The 17,384-nt window shown below is 63.8% G+C and carries 17 protein-coding genes; 11 read left to right on the top strand and 6 right to left on the bottom strand.

Annotated elements, in window-relative coordinates; genetic code table 11:
* Positions 1 to 242: hypothetical protein (locus tag ABE493_RS18225; protein WP_346500594.1), on the bottom strand; the 242-nt coding region annotated here is incomplete at its 3' end.
* 84 nt (positions 243 to 326) lie between these two features.
* Positions 327 to 2,567, bottom strand: coding sequence for a TonB-dependent receptor (locus ABE493_RS18220; RefSeq protein WP_346500592.1), 2,241 nt, complete (start codon positions 2,565 to 2,567; stop codon positions 327 to 329).
* A gap of 162 nt (positions 2,568 to 2,729) precedes the next feature.
* On the opposite strand from ABE493_RS18220, the gene ABE493_RS18215 reads away from it, so the two are divergent.
* Entirely contained in the window at positions 2,730 to 4,136 is a 1,407-nt protein-coding gene (locus tag ABE493_RS18215; RefSeq protein WP_346500590.1) for a GntP family permease, read from the top strand.
* Between the two features lie 1,050 nt (positions 4,137 to 5,186).
* On the opposite strand, the gene ABE493_RS18210 is transcribed toward ABE493_RS18215, so the two are convergent.
* Positions 5,187 to 5,519 carry a ComEA family DNA-binding protein gene (locus ABE493_RS18210; RefSeq protein ID WP_346500588.1) on the bottom strand — a complete coding sequence of 111 codons (333 nt, stop codon included), beginning with the start codon at positions 5,517 to 5,519 and terminating at the stop codon, positions 5,187 to 5,189.
* A gap of 232 nt (positions 5,520 to 5,751) precedes the next feature.
* On the opposite strand from ABE493_RS18210, the gene ABE493_RS18205 reads away from it, so the two are divergent.
* The 5 genes from ABE493_RS18205 to ABE493_RS18185 all read left to right on the top strand — a co-directional run bounded on the left by ABE493_RS18205 (position 5,752) and on the right by ABE493_RS18185 (position 10,163).
* Positions 5,752 to 7,245, top strand: coding sequence for a M20 family metallopeptidase (locus ABE493_RS18205; protein WP_346500586.1), 1,494 nt, complete (start codon positions 5,752 to 5,754; stop codon positions 7,243 to 7,245).
* Positions 7,246 to 7,324: 79 nt separating this feature from the next.
* Positions 7,325 to 7,600, top strand: coding sequence for a GlsB/YeaQ/YmgE family stress response membrane protein (locus ABE493_RS18200; RefSeq protein ID WP_346500584.1), 276 nt, complete (start codon positions 7,325 to 7,327; stop codon positions 7,598 to 7,600).
* A 45-nt stretch (positions 7,601 to 7,645) separates the two neighbouring features.
* Positions 7,646 to 8,656, top strand: a complete 1,011-nt coding sequence (locus tag ABE493_RS18195; protein ID WP_346500582.1) for an aminoglycoside phosphotransferase family protein — start codon at positions 7,646 to 7,648, stop codon at positions 8,654 to 8,656.
* Positions 8,653 to 9,354, top strand: a complete 702-nt coding sequence (gene murU / locus ABE493_RS18190) for an N-acetylmuramate alpha-1-phosphate uridylyltransferase MurU (RefSeq protein ID WP_346500580.1) — start codon at positions 8,653 to 8,655, stop codon at positions 9,352 to 9,354. Before ABE493_RS18195 ends, murU begins: the two co-directional genes overlap by 4 nt.
* Positions 9,355 to 9,947: 593 nt before the next feature.
* A complete protein-coding gene (locus ABE493_RS18185) occupies positions 9,948 to 10,163 on the top strand; it encodes a hypothetical protein (RefSeq protein ID WP_346500578.1) in 216 nt (71 codons plus the stop codon).
* A gap of 15 nt (positions 10,164 to 10,178) precedes the next feature.
* Here ABE493_RS18185 and hda read toward each other — a convergent pair whose 3' ends face one another.
* From hda to ABE493_RS18170, 3 genes are read right to left on the bottom strand one after another with little or no spacing between them, the layout of a single operon-like run.
* Positions 10,179 to 10,880, bottom strand: a complete 702-nt coding sequence (gene hda, locus ABE493_RS18180) for a DnaA regulatory inactivator Hda (RefSeq protein WP_346500576.1) — start codon at positions 10,878 to 10,880, stop codon at positions 10,179 to 10,181.
* Complete coding sequence (locus ABE493_RS18175; protein WP_430980815.1) at positions 10,877 to 12,052, bottom strand: AI-2E family transporter; 1,176 nt, start codon at positions 12,050 to 12,052, stop codon at positions 10,877 to 10,879. Before ABE493_RS18175 ends, hda begins: the two co-directional genes overlap by 4 nt.
* Complete coding sequence (locus ABE493_RS18170; protein ID WP_346500574.1) at positions 12,049 to 13,185, bottom strand: DUF2066 domain-containing protein; 1,137 nt, start codon at positions 13,183 to 13,185, stop codon at positions 12,049 to 12,051. Before ABE493_RS18170 ends, ABE493_RS18175 begins: the two co-directional genes overlap by 4 nt.
* Positions 13,186 to 13,282: 97 nt before the next feature.
* On the opposite strand from ABE493_RS18170, the gene purM reads away from it, so the two are divergent.
* The 5 genes from purM to ABE493_RS18145 all read left to right on the top strand — a co-directional run bounded on the left by purM (position 13,283) and on the right by ABE493_RS18145 (position 17,156).
* The gene (gene purM / locus ABE493_RS18165; protein WP_346500572.1) at positions 13,283 to 14,341 is read left to right on the top strand and encodes a phosphoribosylformylglycinamidine cyclo-ligase; all 1,059 of its coding nucleotides are present in this window, start codon (positions 13,283 to 13,285) and stop codon (positions 14,339 to 14,341) included.
* 12 nt (positions 14,342 to 14,353) lie between these two features.
* Positions 14,354 to 14,962, top strand: coding sequence for a DUF2238 domain-containing protein (locus ABE493_RS18160; protein ID WP_346500570.1), 609 nt, complete (start codon positions 14,354 to 14,356; stop codon positions 14,960 to 14,962).
* A complete protein-coding gene (purN, locus tag ABE493_RS18155; protein ID WP_346500568.1) occupies positions 14,959 to 15,618 on the top strand; it encodes a phosphoribosylglycinamide formyltransferase in 660 nt (219 codons plus the stop codon). The genes ABE493_RS18160 and purN overlap by 4 nt, the downstream gene beginning before the upstream one ends.
* Positions 15,619 to 15,681: 63 nt before the next feature.
* Entirely contained in the window at positions 15,682 to 16,470 is a 789-nt protein-coding gene (locus tag ABE493_RS18150) for a DUF3108 domain-containing protein (protein ID WP_346500566.1), read from the top strand.
* Positions 16,471 to 16,472: 2 nt separating this feature from the next.
* A complete protein-coding gene (locus tag ABE493_RS18145) occupies positions 16,473 to 17,156 on the top strand; it encodes a DUF3108 domain-containing protein (RefSeq protein ID WP_346500564.1) in 684 nt (227 codons plus the stop codon).
* The last annotated feature ends 228 nt before the right edge of the window (positions 17,157 to 17,384 follow it).

Genomic DNA, 17,384 nt, shown 5'->3' with positions numbered 1-17,384 from the left:
CACCCCAACCCCTCTCCCGCAGGCGGGAGAGGGGCTTCAAGCAACGGCAACGGCAAAAGCAGCTGCACAAGCGACAGCCGAAGCCACAGCAACAGCAACAGCCAAGGCCACAGCCACAGCCACAGCAACAGCAACAGCAACAGCAACAACCAAGGCCATAGCCACAGCCACAGCCACAGCCACAGCCACAGCCATAGCCATAGCAACAGCAACAGCCACAGCAACAGCAACAACCTGAGCACCAGCCGCAACGCAAAAACCCTCCCCCGCAATGCGGGAAAGGGCTGTTTTGCCTTCCTGTCAGCTAGCCGTCGCCGGCGCCATCATCAGAAGTTGTAACGCACCGATACATACCAGTTGCGCGGCAGACCGTAATACGCGGTCTGGATGTTGCCGACGCTGGCAAATTCCTGGCCTTCGGTCTTGTACTGCTTGTCGGTCAGGTTGCGCACGCCGGCGCGGACCTGCCAGGTCAGCTGCGACGAATCCCATACGCCGTAGGCGCCCACCAGGGTGTAAGCGTCCTGGCTCAGCACCTTGCGGTTGTCCACCGACAACCAGGTGTCGCCGCGATAGGACACGTCGCCGCCAAAGGTCAGGCTGCCGTTGTCGCCCAGCGAGAACACATGCTGCAGGGCCACACGAGCGGTCCAATCCGGCGAGAACGGCACGTGGTCGTGGTTCACGCTCGGGTCGTAGCCGGCGTAGGACGGATCAAGGCGGAAGTCCTCGAAGCTGTCGTACTTGGCGTCCATCCAGCCCAACTGCGCGCTCAGCGTGGTGGCCTCGCCCAGCAGTGCGCTGCCTTCCAGCTCGATGCCCTTGATGTTGAGCTTGGCCGCGTTCAACACCGGGAAGGTGCCCACGTCCTGCGAAACACGGGCCTGGAAATCGCTGTAATTGCTGTAGAACGCAGTCGCGGTACCGCGCATGCGGTGGTCAGCGCTGCTGCCCTTCAGGCCAAGCTCGTAGGTCCATACGTGCTCGGGATCGAACTTGGCGTGCTCGGTGTCGTACACCGTGTTGGCACGGCCGTTGAAGCCACCGGACTTGAAGCCACGGTTGGCCGACACATAGCCCATCAGGTTATCGCTGAATTCCTTCTGCAGGCTGATGGACGGCGTCACCGCGGTCCACGAGGCCTTCGCATCGAAGGCAACCGTGCCGTTCAAAGCGGTGAACGGCGCACCCCAGAACGTGCTGGTGGTGCGGTCGTAGTCCTTCTTGTCCTTGGTCCAGCGCACGCCGGCCGCCACGGTCCAGGTCGGTACGAACTCCCAGTTGACGTGGGCGAACGCAGCGACCGAAGTGGTGGTCAGGTCATCGTCGATGGTGCGCAGGAACGGCACACCCGCGCCCATGAACGAGAACAGATCATCGGCATAGGCTTCCTGGTACGAAGGCACGTTCTCCTTCATGTAGTACGCGCCAAAGGTGGCGTGCAGGTTGGAGCCGTTGTCGTAATGCAGCTGGAATTCCTGGCTCTTCTGGTTCTGGTCCAGTGCCACCAGCACATCGCCCAGCTCGTATTCGGAAGCGTCGATGTCGATATACGACTTGGTCTTGAGCTTACGGTAGGAGCTGATGCTCTTGAGCATGAACTGCTCGTTGATCTCCCATTCCATCGCCAGCGATGCACCGGAATGCTTCAGGTACTGGCCTTCGCCGTCCTTGAACGAGGTCTGTGCGCGGCGGTTCCACTCACCGGTTTCACCCGGCTGCAGCACGATCACGCCAGCCGGTGCCAGGCTGGTCTGCAGCAACGGCGCCATCGGCCGGCCCAGGGTCAGCGCTGCATCCTGCTTGGTGGTATCCAGCGACAACACCGCACTGAAATTATCAGTCGGCTTGTAGGCCAGCTTCATGCGCAGGGCTTCGGTGTCGTCGTCGTTGTAGCGCTTGCCGGTGACCGCATCCTTGACGTAGCCGTCATTGGTGATCTTGGCACCGGCGATGCTGCCGGCCAGCGTATCGCTGAGCTTGCCCGAGACATAGAAGCGGCCTTCCAGGCGACCGTAGTCGCCGGCAGTCACTTCCACCGCGCCGCCTTCATTGTCGAAGGGGTTCTTGGTGGTCAGCTTGATCGCGCCGCCGGTGGAATTCTTGCCGTACAGCGTGCCCTGCGGGCCGCGCAGCACTTCCAGCTGCTGGATGTCGAACAGCGAGAACAGTGCGCCATTGATGCGCGAGTAGTACACGTCATCGACATACATGCCCACGCCCGGGTCGAAGGTCTGCAGCGCGTCGGGCTGGCCGATGCCGCGGATGAAGACGTTGACGCTATTGGCCGAACCACGGCCCTGGGCGATGTTCATGTTGGGCACGGCGCCCTGCAGGCCTTCCACGGTCGAGGCCTGCAGATCCTTGATCTGCTCCTCGCCGAAGGCGCTGACCGCCACCGGCACGTCCTGGATGGACTCGGTGCGGCGGCGTGCGGTTACGGTCACTTCGTCCAGCTGCGTGGCCTGGGTGCCGGCCGGCACTGCCTGCTGCTCCTGCGCCTGCACGAATGCAGCAGGCGCCAACAGAATGCCACCGATGGCGATACTCAGATACTTGCGCTTCATTGGTCTCCCTCCTCCCGGGTATGACGTAGCGGCATACGAGTGCCGCCATGGAGCGCACGTTAAAGGAGCGTTAGCTCGCCGCGTATAGTCCCTTCGTACAGTGGGCCGGACCGCCCGCGGTGCTGATACTCGCCGGCACTGTGTATTGGCCGGGAGCCCTGAATGTCGTTTCTGATCGTATTGGCGGCCCTGTGCTTCCTGATGTTTGTCGCCTACCGCGGCTACAGCGTGATCCTGTTCGCGCCGGTGGCGGCGCTGGGCGCGGTGCTGCTGACCGACCCGACCCTGGTGCAGCCGATGTTCACCGGCTTGTTCATGGACAAGATGGTCGGCTTCCTGAAGCTGTATTTCCCGGTCTTCGTGCTGGGCGCGGTGTTCGGCAAGTTGATCGAGGTATCGGGCTTTTCCAAGTCCATCGTCAGCGCCACCATCAAACTGGTGGGCGCCAAGCGCGCGATGCTGTCGATCGTGCTGGTCTGCGCCCTGCTAACTTACGGCGGCGTATCGCTGTTCGTGGTGGTGTTTGCGGTCTACCCGTTCGCCGCCGAGTTGTTCCGCCAGAGCAACATCCCCAAGCGCCTGATACCGGGCACCATCGCACTGGGCGCCTTCACCTTCACCATGGACGCGCTGCCGGGCACCCCGCAGATCCAGAACATCATTCCGTCGGCGTTCTTCGGCACCAACAGCTGGGCTGCGCCGTGGCTGGGCGTGATCGGCACGGTGGTGATCCTGATCCTGGGCATGAGCTATCTGGAATGGCGACGCCGCGTGGCCGTACGCAATGGCGAAGGCTATGCCAGTACCAACGAAGAACTGCGCAACGAGCCGGAACCGTTCCAGGGCCAGAACCTGGCGCATCCCTTGATCGCGATCGCGCCACTGATTCTGGTCGGCGTCGCCAACTACCTGCTCACCCGCTGGATCCCCGGCTTCTACGGTGAAACCCAGTCGTTCATACCGGCCGTGATCGGCAACCCGGCGCCCGTGGTGCAGGAAGTGTCGAAGCTGGGGGCGATCTGGGCGGTGCAGGGCGCGTTGCTGCTGGGCATCCTCAGCGTCATCGCCTTTGCCTGGAAACCGGTGGTGGCCTCGTTCGCCGAGGGCACCAAATCGGCCATCGGCGGCGCCATGCTGGCGTCGATGAACACAGCCTCCGAATACGGCTTCGGCGCGGTGATTGCTGCCCTGCCCGGCTTCCTGGTGGTAGCCAATGCGCTTGGCTCGATCCCCAATCCGCTGGTCAACGAAGCGGTTTCGGTGACTGCCATGGCCGGCATCACCGGCTCGGCCTCCGGTGGCATGAGCATCGCGCTGGCCGCCATGGCCGACAGCTTCATCGCCAATGCACAGGCGGCGGGGATTCCGATGGAAGTGCTGCACCGGGTCGCCGCGATGGCCTCCGGCGGCATGGACACGCTTCCGCATAACGGCGCGGTGATCACCGTGCTGGCGGTAACCGGCCTCACCCACCGCCAGTCCTACAAGGACATCTTCGCCATCACCGTCATCAAGACCTTGGCGGTATTCGCGATCATCGGCGTGTACTACGCCACCGGCCTGGTTTAAGCAGCGGCTCGCCCCGGCGCAAAGCCGGGGCAGTCCACCGCGAGGCGGTTTCGCAGCCGAATCAACCCGGGGTGAATAGACCGCGCAAAGACTGGTTTTTGATTGACCGCGCGGGCTGGCTTTTTGTGGGAGCGGCGTCAGCCGCGAAGCAGATACGAAATCAGATCGCTCAGCTGCCGATCGCCTCGACACCACCAGCTTCGCGGCTGACGCCACTCCTACAAACAACCGCAGCCCCGGGTAAGCGCAGCGCGCCCAGGCCACATTGACCGCGCGAACGGGCTTTTTGTAGGAGCGGCATCAGCCGCGAAGCAGATACAAAATCAGATCGCCCAGCTGCCAAGCCACTCGGCACCACCAGCTTCGCGGCTCACGCCGCTCCCACAAGCAATCCGTACTCCGGCTAAGCGCAGCGCGCCCAGGCCACATTGACCGCGCGAACGGGCTTTTTGTAGGAGCGGCATTAGCCGCGAGGCAGATACAAAATCAGATCGCTCAGCAGCCAGCCGCCTCGGCACTACCAGCTTCGCGGCTCACGCCGCTCCTACAAACAACCGCAGCTCGGCTAAGCGCAGCGCGCCCAGACCACATTGACCGGGCGGACGGGCTTTTTGAAGGAGCGGCATCAGCCGCGAAGCAGATACAAAATCAGATCGCCCAGCTGCCAATCGCCTCGGCACTACCAGCTTCGCGGCTCACGCCGCTCCTACAAACAACCGCAGCCCCAGCAGCAGCCGGGCAGCCGGGCAGCCGAGTCGCAAGGTCCGAATCCCGGCTTTTCCGGATCCCGGATCCCGGATCCCGGATCGCGGATCCCCAATCCCCAATCCCATTTTCCAGCTCAACGCCCAGAAACCAGCAAGGCCCGGGTTTCCCCGGGCCTTGCCGTTTCCAAAGAGCACAGACAGAAAAATCGCCCGGCTGCACGTCACTGTGCAACACCGGACGACCTCACATCCTTGTTGGCATCCTGCCAGCCCCCAGCATCCTGCCCTTCTTGGGTTCCCGGTGATCCGCCTTCCTGACGGGTCACTATCCGATTCCTTCCGCTCAGCGCCTCTCAACCGGCTGCACAGCTACCGTCCCGGCAGCTTTCTTGGCAGGGGCAGCTCCGGCCCTTGCCTCGATCAGGTCACGATTCCTTTCGACCGTCTTCAATCCGATTCCCTTCACCAGTGCCAGTTCCTCGACACTTTTGAACGGTCCGTTGGCCTGTCGGTGCTCGATGATCGCCTGCGCCTTGGAAGGGCCAACGTTCACCAGCGCCTGATTCAGCTCCGCCGCAGAGGCGGTATTGATATCGAGCTTGTCCTTGGCCTGAGCCGTAAGCGTCAATAACAATGCAAGAATCAGAGACTGCAGCGTCACGGTAAAAAGCTTCATCGCTGTACTCCTTGTGGCTTGTTGGCTGATTGGCGGCTATCCCGCCGGCCGAATCAGTGTCCCGCGCCACATGAACCTAGAATATCCGCAGCACGCCGGGCAGGCAGCCAGCCAACCCCCCGGGCTCTTGTAGGAAAAGTCCTACAAAATTTACTGATGAAACCGTCGCAAGCCCGCAGAACAAGGGAGCGGCGTAGAATGGTTACACCTGACATTTCTACCGGAGATCCAGATGGACAGCGCCAAAATCGGCCAATTTCTAAGCGACAAGTGGGACAACGACATCGTCCCGCAACTGGTCGATTACATCCGTATCCCCAACAAGTCGCCGATGTTCGACGCCAATTGGGTCGCCAACGGCTATATGGATCAGGCCGTGAATCTGATGGAGAGCTGGGCCAAGGCGCAGACCATCCCCGGCCTGCAGGTCGAGGTGGTGCGCCTTGAAGGCCGCACCCCGCTGCTGTTCCTGGAAATCCCGGCCACCGGCCCGGAAACCGGCGACGACACCGTGCTGCTCTATGGCCACCTGGACAAGCAGCCGGAAATGACCGGTTGGGACGACGACCTCGGCCCGTGGAAGCCGGTGCTGCGCGGTGACAAGCTGTACGGCCGCGGTGGCGCCGATGACGGTTATGCCATCTTCGGTTCGCTGGCTGCGGTGCTGGCACTGCAGGAGCAGGGCCTGCCGCACGCCCGTTGCGTGATCCTGATCGAAGCCTGCGAAGAATCCGGTTCCTACGACCTGCCGGCCTACGTCGACCACCTGGCCGACCGTATCGGCCAGCCGTCGCTGGTGGTCTGCCTGGATTCCGGCTGCGCCAACTACGACCAGCTGTGGTGCACCACCTCGCTGCGCGGCCTGACCGGCGGCAACTTCACGGTCAAGGTGCTCAACGAAGGCGTGCACTCCGGCGATGCCTCCGGCGTGGTGCCGTCCAGCTTCCGCCTGCTGCGCCAGCTGCTGTCGCGCATCGAGGACGAGAAGACCGGCCGCATCCTGCTCGAAGGCCTGCACACCGAAGTGCCAGCCGAGCGCCTGGAACAGGCCAAGCGCGCTGCCGACGTGGTCGATACCGCCATCTTCGACAAGTTCCCGCTGGTCGACGGCCTCAAGCCGATGAGCGAGGAGCTGACCGAGCTGGTGCTCAACCGCACCTGGCGCCCGGCGCTGTCGGTCACCGGCATCGGCGGCATGCCGCCGCTGGAATCGGCCGGCAACGTGCTGCGCCCGGAAACCTCGGTGAAGCTGTCGCTGCGCCTGCCGCCGACCGCCAATGGCAAGGTCTGCGGCGAGCTGCTGAAGGAAGCCCTGCTGCGTGATCCGCCGAACGGCGCCCACGTCAGCCTGGACCTGGAAAAGGCCTCCACCGGCTGGAACGCCCCGGCCATGGCCCCCTGGCTGGAGCAGTCCATCGACGCCGCCAGCCAGGCCTTCTTCGGCAAGCCGGCCATGTATATGGGTGAAGGTGGCTCGATCCCGTTCATGGGCATGCTGGGTGAGAAGTTCCCGGGTGCGCAGTTCATGATCACCGGTGTGCTCGGCCCGCATTCCAATGCCCATGGTCCGAACGAGTTCCTGCACATCCCGATGGGCAAGCGCGTTACTTCCTGCGTGTCCAAGGTGCTGTTCGACCACCACGCCGCCAGCCTGCGCGGTGAGACCAGCGGTTCGCCGGTAGCCGCCGACAGCGGTACCCGTCACGGCGGCCACGGCTGCTGCTGATCGTCTGTCGTTTGACGGTTGGATGACGAACGCAGCCTGGCCTTGCTAGGCTGCGTTTTTATTTGCCAAGGACCAGAACATGAGTGGATTGTTTGGCAGCGACAGCTGGCTGTACATCATCCTGATCGGTTTCTTCGTCGGCCTGCTGGGGCGCTTCTTCATGCCCGGCAACAACCGCATGGGCTGCCTGCTGACCATCGTGCTCGGCGTGGCCGGGGCGGTATTCGCCGGCTGGTTCGGGCGTGAGATGGGCTGGTATTCGGCAGGACAGCCGGCCGGCTTCGTCGGCGCCATCATCGGCGCGATTGCGCTGCTGGCGCTGCTGCGTTTGATCAGCGGCGGCAAGAAGCGCTGATTTCCATCCAACGGCGCCTGCGGGCGCCGCAACTTTGTAGCGTCCATGAACGATCCCGCTTCCGATCCACTGCGCACCGAACAACGCCGGCAGTGGGCAGCCGCCGCGCTCGGCGACCCCGCCTCCACCCTGGAACGCGCATCGGTCGATGCCGGCTTCCGCAGCTACTGGCGAACCACCAGCACGCGCGGCAGCCACATCGTGATGGATTCGCCGCCGGGCCTGGAAGATGTGCGCCCGTGGCTGCGCATGCACGACCTGTTGGAGACCAACAGCGTGCGCGTGCCGCAGGTATTGGCGCGCGATCTCGACAACGGCTTCCTGTTGCTGGAAGACCTGGGCGGCCCCACCCTCGCCCGCTTCATCACCGATGACACGGCCGATGCGTGGTTCGAGGCCAGCTTCGCGCAGCTGATCCGGCTGCAATCGATTCCCGTCCCCGAAGGCATGGGCACATTCGGCGAAGCGCTGCTGCAACGCGATGCGGGGCTGTTTGAAGATTGGTTCGTGCAGCGTCATCTGGGCCTGCAGCTGGACTGCGGCGAAAGCGAGCAGCTGCAGCTGGTGCAGCGGCGCTTGATGGACAATGCCCTGAACCAACCGCAGGTGCTGACCCATCGCGATTTCATGCCGCGCAACCTGATGCCGGTCGACGATGGTCCGGCGGTGCTGGATTTCCAGGACCTGGTAAGCGGGCCGATCGCCTACGACCCGGCCAGTCTGTTCAAGGACGCCTTCCTGAGTTGGCCGCTGGAGAAAGTCGACGCCTGGCTTGCGCGCTATCACGCCAAGGCCAGCGCTGCCGGCCTGCCGCTGCGGCCATGGCCGCAGTTCCTGCGCGATGCAGACTGGATGGGCGTGCAGCGTCATCTGAAAATCCTCGGCATCTTCGTGCGCCTGCGTGACCGAGACGGCAAGGGCCATTACTTCGAGGACGCACCGCGTTTCATCCGCTATCTGGATGAAGTGCTGCCGCGCTATCCGGAGCTGGCACCGTTGCAGGAGTTGTTCGAGCGGCGCTTCAAGCCGGCGATGGCCGCCAAGGCTCCAGCATGAAGGCCTTGATCTTTGCCGCCGGGCTCGGCGAGCGCATGCGCCCGCTCACCGATCACACGCCCAAGCCGCTGTTGCCGGTGGCCGGTGTGCCGTTGATCGAATGGCATCTGCAGCGCCTGGCTGCGTTGGGCATCAACGATGTAGTGATCAACACCAGTTGGTTGGCCGCACAGTTCCCCGAGCGATTGGGCGATGGCAGTCGCTGGAACCTGCGCCTGCATTATCTGCACGAAGGCCCGGTGCCGCTGGAAACCGGTGGCGGCATGCACAACGCCTTGCCACTGCTTGGCGATGCGCCCTTCCTGGCGATCAACGGTGATATCTGGAGTGATTTTGATTTTGCTACGTTGCCGCTGGAGCCGAAGGGCAACGCGCATCTGGTCATGGTCGACAACCCCGTGCAGCACCCGCGTGGTGATTTCGTCTTGAGCGCCGATGGGCAGCTGCACGACAGCGGCGAACAAGCGCGCCTGACCTTTGCCGGTATCGGCGTGTACCGGCCGCAGTTGCTGCAGGGCTGGCAATCAGTGATTGGCGATGCAGACGGCAGCGCGGAAACCCCGCCACGCTTCAAACTGGCGCCCTTGCTGCGTGCCGCGATGGCCAGCAAAAGCATCAGCGGCCAGTATCACCAAGGCCGCTGGACCGACGTAGGCACCCCCGAGCGCCTGCAGCAGCTGGAAAACCAGCTTTTGTAGGAGCGGCATAAGCCGCGAAGCCAGCGAAGGTTCCGACCCAGAGATGCCTGCAATTGCAGGCATCTTTGTTTGCGGATGCGGCGCCAGCTTCGCGGCTGATGCCGCTCCCACAACAGCCAGCGCGCTCCTTTGTGGGAGCGGTGTAAACCGCGAAGCCACTGCAGGATCAGAAACAGCGTCGCATGTGCAATCGCAGGCAAGACTGGCTGCTGTTGCATTGCCAGCTTCGCGGCTTACGCCGCTCCTACAACAGCCAGCGCGCTCCTTTGTGGGAGCGGTGTAAACCGCGAAGCCACTGCAGGATCAGAAACAGCGTTGCCTGCAATCGCAAGCAAGCCTGGCTGCTGTTGCATTGCCAGCTTCGCGGCTTACGCCGCTCCTACAAAAGCCCGCGCGTTCCTTCCTTTGTGGGAGCGGTGTAAACCGCGAAGCCACTGCAGAATCAGAAACAGCGTTGCATGCAATCGCAGGCAAGACTGGTTGCTGTTGCATTGCCAGCTTCGCGGCTTACGCCGCTCCTACAACAGCCGGCGCGTTCCTCTGTAGGAGCGGTGTAAACCGCGAGGCCACTGCAGGATCAGAAGCAGCGTTGCATGCAATCGCAGGCAAGCCTGGCTGTTGTTGCATTGCCAGCTTCGCGGCTTACGCCGCTCCTACAAAAGCCCAAGCAGCCCGCCAGTTTTGTGGGAGCGGCGTCAGCCGCGAAACAACTGAAACCTCAGATGCAAAAATGCCTGCGATTGCAGGCATTTTTGTCTGTGGATGCGGCATCAGCTTCGCGACTTGCACCGTTCCCACAAAAAATTTGATCCCGAACCGCGCTATCAGCCCGGCCCGTTCTCCAATACCCGCTTCAGGAACGGCACCGTAATGCGCCGCTTTGCCGCAAGCGATTCACGGTCCAGCCTTTCCAGCAAGGTCACCAGTCCGCTCAGATCGCGGCCGGTGCGGGTCAGCAACCAGTCCAGCGTCGCCTCATCCATCACCAGCCCACGACGCACCGAACGCTCGCGCAGCACTGCGCCACGGCCTTCGGCATCCAGCGGCTCCAGGGTGATGCGGCTGCATTGCGACAGCCGCGAGCGCAGATCCGGCAGCACCAGGCCGAGGCCATCGGGCGGCAGCCGCGAGGTGTAGATAACGGTCACATCGGCGGCGCGGGCGCGGTTGTGGAACTCGAACAGGGTCACTTCCTGTTCGCGGCGGCCGGCAACGTATTCCAGTCCGTCCAGCGCCAGCACATCGTGCCCTTCCAGTGCTTCCAGGGCGTCCTGCAGGCGCGTGCCTGCCGCCTGCAATGGCAGATAGGCAGGCCGTCGCCCGGCCTGCAACGCAGCGGCGCAGGTGGCCAGGGCCAGATGGGTCTTGCCGGTGGCACCAGCGCCGACCAGATAGATCCAATCCTTGCTGCTGCCATTGGCGACGGCGCGCAGCTGCGCCAGCGCGCCTTCCGGTGCACCGATGAACGTCTCAAAGCGCTGGTCTGGCGGGTAACGCAAGGCCAGCGGTAACTGCGGCACACTCACTTAATTTCTACATCCTTCGACACGATGCTCAGATCCGCCGGCACCTCGATGCTGCGCGGATCCAGGACAATCGTCGGCCCATGGCCGGCGTACAACTCACTTTGGCGATAACGCTGGTGCGCATAGCGCAACAGGACGTTGATCACCGCCGCCGCTGGCAGTGCCAGCAGCATTCCCAGGAATCCAAACAACTGACCGCCTGCCATCACTGCAAAAATCACCGCAACCGGGTGCAGGCCAATTTTGTCACCGACGATGCGCGGCGTCAGCACATAACTTTCCAACAGCTGGCCAACGGTGAAGACAACACCCACCATTACCAGCAATTGCAGGTCAAAACCCTGCGACTGCACCAATGCCGCCAGCACCGCCAGCACCACACCGGTGGTTGCGCCCAGGTATGGGATGAAGCTGATCAAACCGGCAATCAGCCCGATCAACAACCCCAGGTTCAAGCCGACCAGGCTCAAGCCCGCCGCATAGACGATGCCCAAGGCGATCATCACCACGATCTGCCCGCGGATGAAGGCGCCCAGCACATCGTTGGACTCACGCGCCAGCCGCGACACCACTTCGATATGGTTGCGCGGGATCAGGGATGCAACCCGCTCGACCAACTTGTCCCAGTCACGCAGGAAGTAATACGCCAGGATCGGCAACAGGGCCAGGTTGATCACCCAGGCCACCATCGCAAAACCCGAGCGCGACACGTAGCCGAAGAACGTGGTGGCAACGCCGCCGGCCTGCTGCCAATGGCTGCGTACCCAGTCAAACAGGCGGCCAGGGTCCAGCCAGGCCATGATCTCCAGACCGGTTTTCTGCTCGATCCACGGAATGGCGGTATCCATCAGCCACTCCTGCCCTTGAGGCAGGGCGGCGACCAGGGTGATGATCTGGCGCTGGATCAAGGGCACCAGAATCAGCAGCGCCAAGGCCAGCAGCAGGATCATCAGCACGAATACCAGCACCACCGCGGTGTTGCGCGAACGCCCGCTGGCTTCCAGCCGGTCCACCAGCGGATCGCCCAGCCAGGCCAGCATCAAGGCGACCACGAACGGGGTCAGCACCGGCGCCAGCAGCCAGGTCACCCACAGCCCGAACGCGGTCAACACAACCCATTTGAGGCGGCGCAGAAACAGCGCGATTTCCATTTCCGCTGTATCAGTACTCATCGGATGCGGTACTCCGCGCGGCGGGTGCCGCTGCTCTGATCGGTGCCTGCTTCGGCATCGTCGTCGGCTACCGCACCCACCGGCTGCAGTGCAGCGTCGCTGCCCAGCATGCGGTTGAAGCCAGGCAAGCCGCTCATCAGCTCGACATCCAGCTCCAGACGGTCGCCCGAGGCCTGGATCGGGATGATCGACTTGACCACAGCCACTCGCTGCAAGGTCGCCGCCAGTCGCAGATAGTCATCGGCGCTACGGATGCCACTGACCACGATGCGGTAGACGCCTGCAGCGCCCGCTGCCGGGGCCTTTGCATAGCGCCGCACCAGCGCGTCAGCGGCGCCGTCGGCGCCAGCCACCATCGCGCGCCGTGCATCGGCGTCGTTGGTGGTCCACTTGGACAGCTCCCGGCCATTGTCGACAAACACCCAATCGGCAACCCAACCGCCGCCCTTGCCGCGGTACAACTTGCCTACCAGCTGCATCGGCGGCGAATAACGGGCCGAAGCCCGCGCCACCGCGGCGGTGTCCTGGCGCCAGATCGCGCCTACCAGCGCCTGCTCGGCCGCGCCGCCGGCAGGCAAGCCCAGCTTGAAGCCGCGTTCGACCGCGCGATCCAGCAAGGGCCGCGCCGCATTGGACTGCGGCACCCCGACCAGACGCGGGCCGCTGCCATCGTCGATGGCCAGCCACACCACCGGCTTGGGACGCGGCTGCGGCCATACCGGCAAACCCAGCGCAGCCACCAGCCCATCGACGTCATCCTGGCGGAAACGCGCCACCAGCATGGTGCGGAAGCTCGGTGCGCCGCTGGCGCTGACGCTCTGGTCCTGGCGGTAGTCGTAGCTCTCGACCATGTCCTTGGCGCTGCGCAGGGCCTGCGCGACGCCCGGCCGCGCCAAGGCGCTGCGGTCGCCCGACAGTTTGGCCAGCACCGCGCCCAGCGCGCGCGCCAGCCCGCCGCTGCGATCGGCCTCGCTTTGGCTGTTGACCGGCACTTCGGCCTCATAGGCACTGCGGGCGCCGGCTACGTCCCCTTCGGTACGCATGCCGGACGACTGTGCCTGCACCAGTGAAATTGGCAGGCAGAGCGCCAGAAACAGGATTGTGACCAGGCTGCGGCGCATTGAAATTTCCATTGCTCGACGATTCCGGAGGGAATTGTTGCCCGAATGGGGCCTTCACGCCAACGTGGCCTGTTAAAATCGCCCGTTCACCCCGCCAGTGCAGCCGCCCGTGACCAGCCCCTCGACCTCTGCCAACTCCCCCCTGACCTACCGTGACGCCGGTGTCGACATCGACGCAGGCAACGAACTGGTCGAGCGCATCAAGCCGCTGGTAAAGCGCAGCTTCCGCCCGGAGGTGATGGGCGGACTCGGCGGCTTCGGCGCCTTGTTCGACCTCTCCAACAAGTATCGCGAGCCGGTCCTGGTGTCCGGCACCGACGGCGTCGGCACCAAGCTGAAGCTGGCACAACAGCTGGGCCGGCACGACACGATCGGCATCGATCTGGTCGCCATGTGCGTCAACGACGTGCTGGTGCAGGGTGCTGAACCGCTGTTCTTCCTGGATTATTTCGCCACCGGCAAGCTCGACATCGACACCGCTGCGGCCGTGGTCGGCGGCATTGCCAATGGCTGCACCGAGGCCGGTTGCGCGCTGATCGGCGGCGAAACCGCTGAAATGCCCGACATGTACGCCCCGGGCGAATACGACCTGGCCGGCTTCACCGTCGCCGGCGTGGAAAAGAGCGAGCTGAAGGACGGCTCGGCCGTTGCCTTGGGTGACGTGCTGATCGGCATTGCCTCCTCCGGCCCGCACTCCAACGGTTATTCGCTGGTACGCCGCATCTATGAACGCGCCGGCAGCCCGGCCGAGCTGGTGCTGGAAGACGGCGTCAAGCTGGTCGATGCGCTGATGGCGCCGACCCGTCTGTACGTCAAGCCGATCCTGTCGCTGCTCAAGACCCACGGCGCGGCCGTGCACGGCATGGCCCACGTCACCGGCGGCGGCCTGACCGAAAACATCATCCGCGTGGTGCCTGAAGGCCTGGGCCTGAACATCGACGCCAGCAGCTGGACGTTGCCGCCGGTGTTCCAGTGGCTGCAGCGCGAAGGCAATGTGGCCGACAGCGAAATGTGGCGCACCTTCAACTGCGGCATCGGTTTCGTGCTGCTGGTGCCGGCCGACCAGGTGGCCGCCATCAACGGCACGCTGGATACGCTGGGCCTGGCGCATTGGCAGATTGGTGAAGTGGTGGCTGAAAACGGCGCTGAACGCGTCCACATCGGCTGAGCCAACGCCTCCATGACAGCCGCCAAGAAGGCCGCCTTCATCGGCGTGCTTGTTGTATTCGCGCTTACCTGGATCAAACCGCTATGGCCTGTGGAACAGGCCCTGCACAGCTCGCTGACCGTGGTCGGCCTGCTCGCGCTGTGGTGGGTGGACCGCCGCTGGCAGCTGGGCTGCGGCGCGTTCGTGGCGATCTGCGGCTTCATCGTCCTGCATTGCATCGGCGCACGTTGGCTTTATTCCAACGTCCCGTATGACCAATGGGCGCAGGCCGTGTTCGGCTGGTCGCCGAATGCGGCGTTCGGCTGGGAGCGCAATCATTTCGACCGGCTGATCCACCTGCTGTACGGCATCTGCTTCACCCCGGCGCTGACCCAGCTGGCCCGTCACAGCTGGCCGGCCCTGCGCCTGGGCCAGGCGTTCACGCTGGCGGTGATGACCATCATGTGCAGCAGCCTGGCCTACGAATGGCTGGAATGGGGCATCGCGCTTGCGCTGTCGCCGGAAGCGGCCGAAGCCTACAACGGCCAGCAGGGTGACATCTGGGATGCGCATGCCGACATGCTGTTGGCTACCCTCGGCAGCCTGGCGCTGTGGCCACTGCTGCGGAAATCCCGCGCATGAGTGAGCTGCCGCGCCTTGCCGTGCTTGCCTCCGGGCGCGGCAGCAACCTGCAATGCCTGCTCGATGCGATTGCCGCAGGCCAGCTTCATGCACAGATTGTCGGCGTGTTCTCCGACAAACCCACTGCTGCCGCGCTGGACAAGGTCGCGCCGGAGCAGCGCTGGGCGCGCCCCCCCAAGGATTTCGCCGACCGCGAAGCCTTTGACGATGCACTGGCCGATGCGCTGGCTGCCAGCCAGCCGGATTGGATCCTCTGTGCCGGCTATATGCGCATCCTCGGCGCTGCCTTCGTGCAGCGCTTCAACGGCCGCCTGATCAATATCCATCCATCGCTGCTGCCGCTGCACAAAGGCCTGCATACCCATGCGCAGGCAATTGCAGGCGGCCATGCCGAACACGGGGCCAGCGTGCATTTCGTGGTGCCTGAACTGGATGCCGGCGCGGTGATCGCCCAGGCCCGTGTACCGGTGTTGCCGGGAGACAGTGCCGAAACGCTGGCAAAACGCGTGCTGGCGGTCGAACACCCCTTGCTGCTGGCCAGCGTTCAGCTGCTGGTCGGCGGGCGCGTGGCTGAACAGGACGGTGTGGTTCAGGTCGACGGTCATTCCCTGTTTAGTCCATTGCGCCTAGATTCCGCCGGAACCCTCCGCCGCTGATCCGCACATGCTGCTGATGTGTGGTTTGGCATGATCTCCCCTCTCTCCTGCCTTCTTCCTCGCATGGCCATAGCGCTCTTCAAACCAATGCTGTTGACCGCCCTGCTGGTATCAGCGGTCAGCCACGCCCAGGAAACGCCTGCCCCCGCGCCGGCACAGGCGCCCGTGGCACCGGCATTGCCGGCGCTGGAGTGGACCCCGCCCGCACTGGAACCTTTCGTCGCTACCTACCAGGCCTTCTACAAGGGCAAGGAAGCCGGCGACGCCACCATGCGCGTGACCCACAACAACGACAGCCAATGGCGGGTGGACTTGGCGGTGCGCGGCAAGCGTGGCTTCGCCAGCGTGCTCGGCCTGAACATCGAACAGAGCAATGTCTTCACCAACGAAGGCAGCGTTTACACGCCACTGAGCCAGAGCACGGTCAAAAAAGCCCTGTTCATGAGCAAGAAAGTCACCGGCGTCTATAACTGGCAGGCAGGTACCGCGCAGTGGCAGGGTGATCTGAAGGACGAGCGGCAACGGCCTATCCCGTTGCAGCGCGGCGACCAGAGTGCCTTGCTGTTGAACCTGTCCCTGATGCGCGATGCGCGACCGGGCCAGGCCCTGCAGTACCGCTATGTCGATGTCGGCCGTGTGCGTCAGTACGAGTACCGCGCCGCAGACACCACCGAAAACGTACAGGTGGGTGATCTCAGCTATGACGCCTTGCGGGTCTACCGCACCAATGGCGGCAATGATGAAACCATCCTGTGGATTGCCAACGGCGTACCTACGCCGGTGCGCATCCTGCAACGCAAAGATGGGCAGGACGAGATCGACCTGCGCCTGATCGAATATCAAGGAGCCTGAGCATGAAGCATTCCCGTAGCCCCCTGCGTTTCCTCGCGGCCGCCGCCTTGACCGCGGCCAGCTTGCCGGCATTGGCGATTGAGCCGTTCACGGCCAATTACCAGGCCAGCTACATGGGCATGCAGGCCAACGGTGTGATGACGGTCGCTCCGGCCGGTAACAATCAGTGGCGTTACAGCCTGCAGATCAAGAACCCGATGGCCGACCTGAGCCAGGCGACCGTGTTCGACGAGCACGGCGGCAAACTGCGCCCGCTCAGCAGCCACGACCGTTCAGTGGTGCTGATCAAGCGCAAGCAGGTGGATGCACGCTATGACTGGGGCAGCAACCAGGCCACCTGGACCGGCGATGTGAAGCCCGACCGCGCCGGCCCGATCCGCCTGCAGAACGGCGACATGGACGCCTTGCTGATCAACCTGGCGATCGCCCGCGACGTCACCGATGGCAAACCGCTGAACTACCGCATGGTCGACGATGGCCGCATCAAGCCGATGACCTACCGGGTGATCGGCAAGGAAACCATGACCATTGCCGGCAAGCAGCAGGAAGCCACCAAGGTGTCGCGCGTGGACGGCAACAAGGAACAGATCGCGTGGATCGTCCCCGGCATGCCGGTACCGGCACGCCTGCTGCAGCGCGAAAACGGCCAGGACGCCCTGGACCTGACCATCAAGTCGATCCAGTAAGCCAGAGGTAGAGGTAGTGCCGAGCCATGCTCGGCAATGGGTTCTACCGGTAACGCCCCTGCCGAGCATGGCTCGGCACTACAGCGGCGCGTTGTGGGAGCGGCGTAAGCCGCGAAGCTAAAACTGCGGCAGCGCGCGAAAAGCTTACCCCTCACCAACCCACCCCAGAGCGAAGGGCCAGGGCGGGAGCAGTGAGAGGGGGCGACCGGGACGCAAAGCGGGCCTCCC

Source organism: Stenotrophomonas terrae (assembly GCF_039674165.1).
Taxonomy (GTDB): Bacteria; Pseudomonadota; Gammaproteobacteria; order Xanthomonadales; family Xanthomonadaceae; genus Stenotrophomonas; species Stenotrophomonas terrae_A.
The sequence above is the reverse complement of the archived record's forward strand: the minus strand, read 5'-3'. Positions and strand labels throughout refer to the sequence as shown.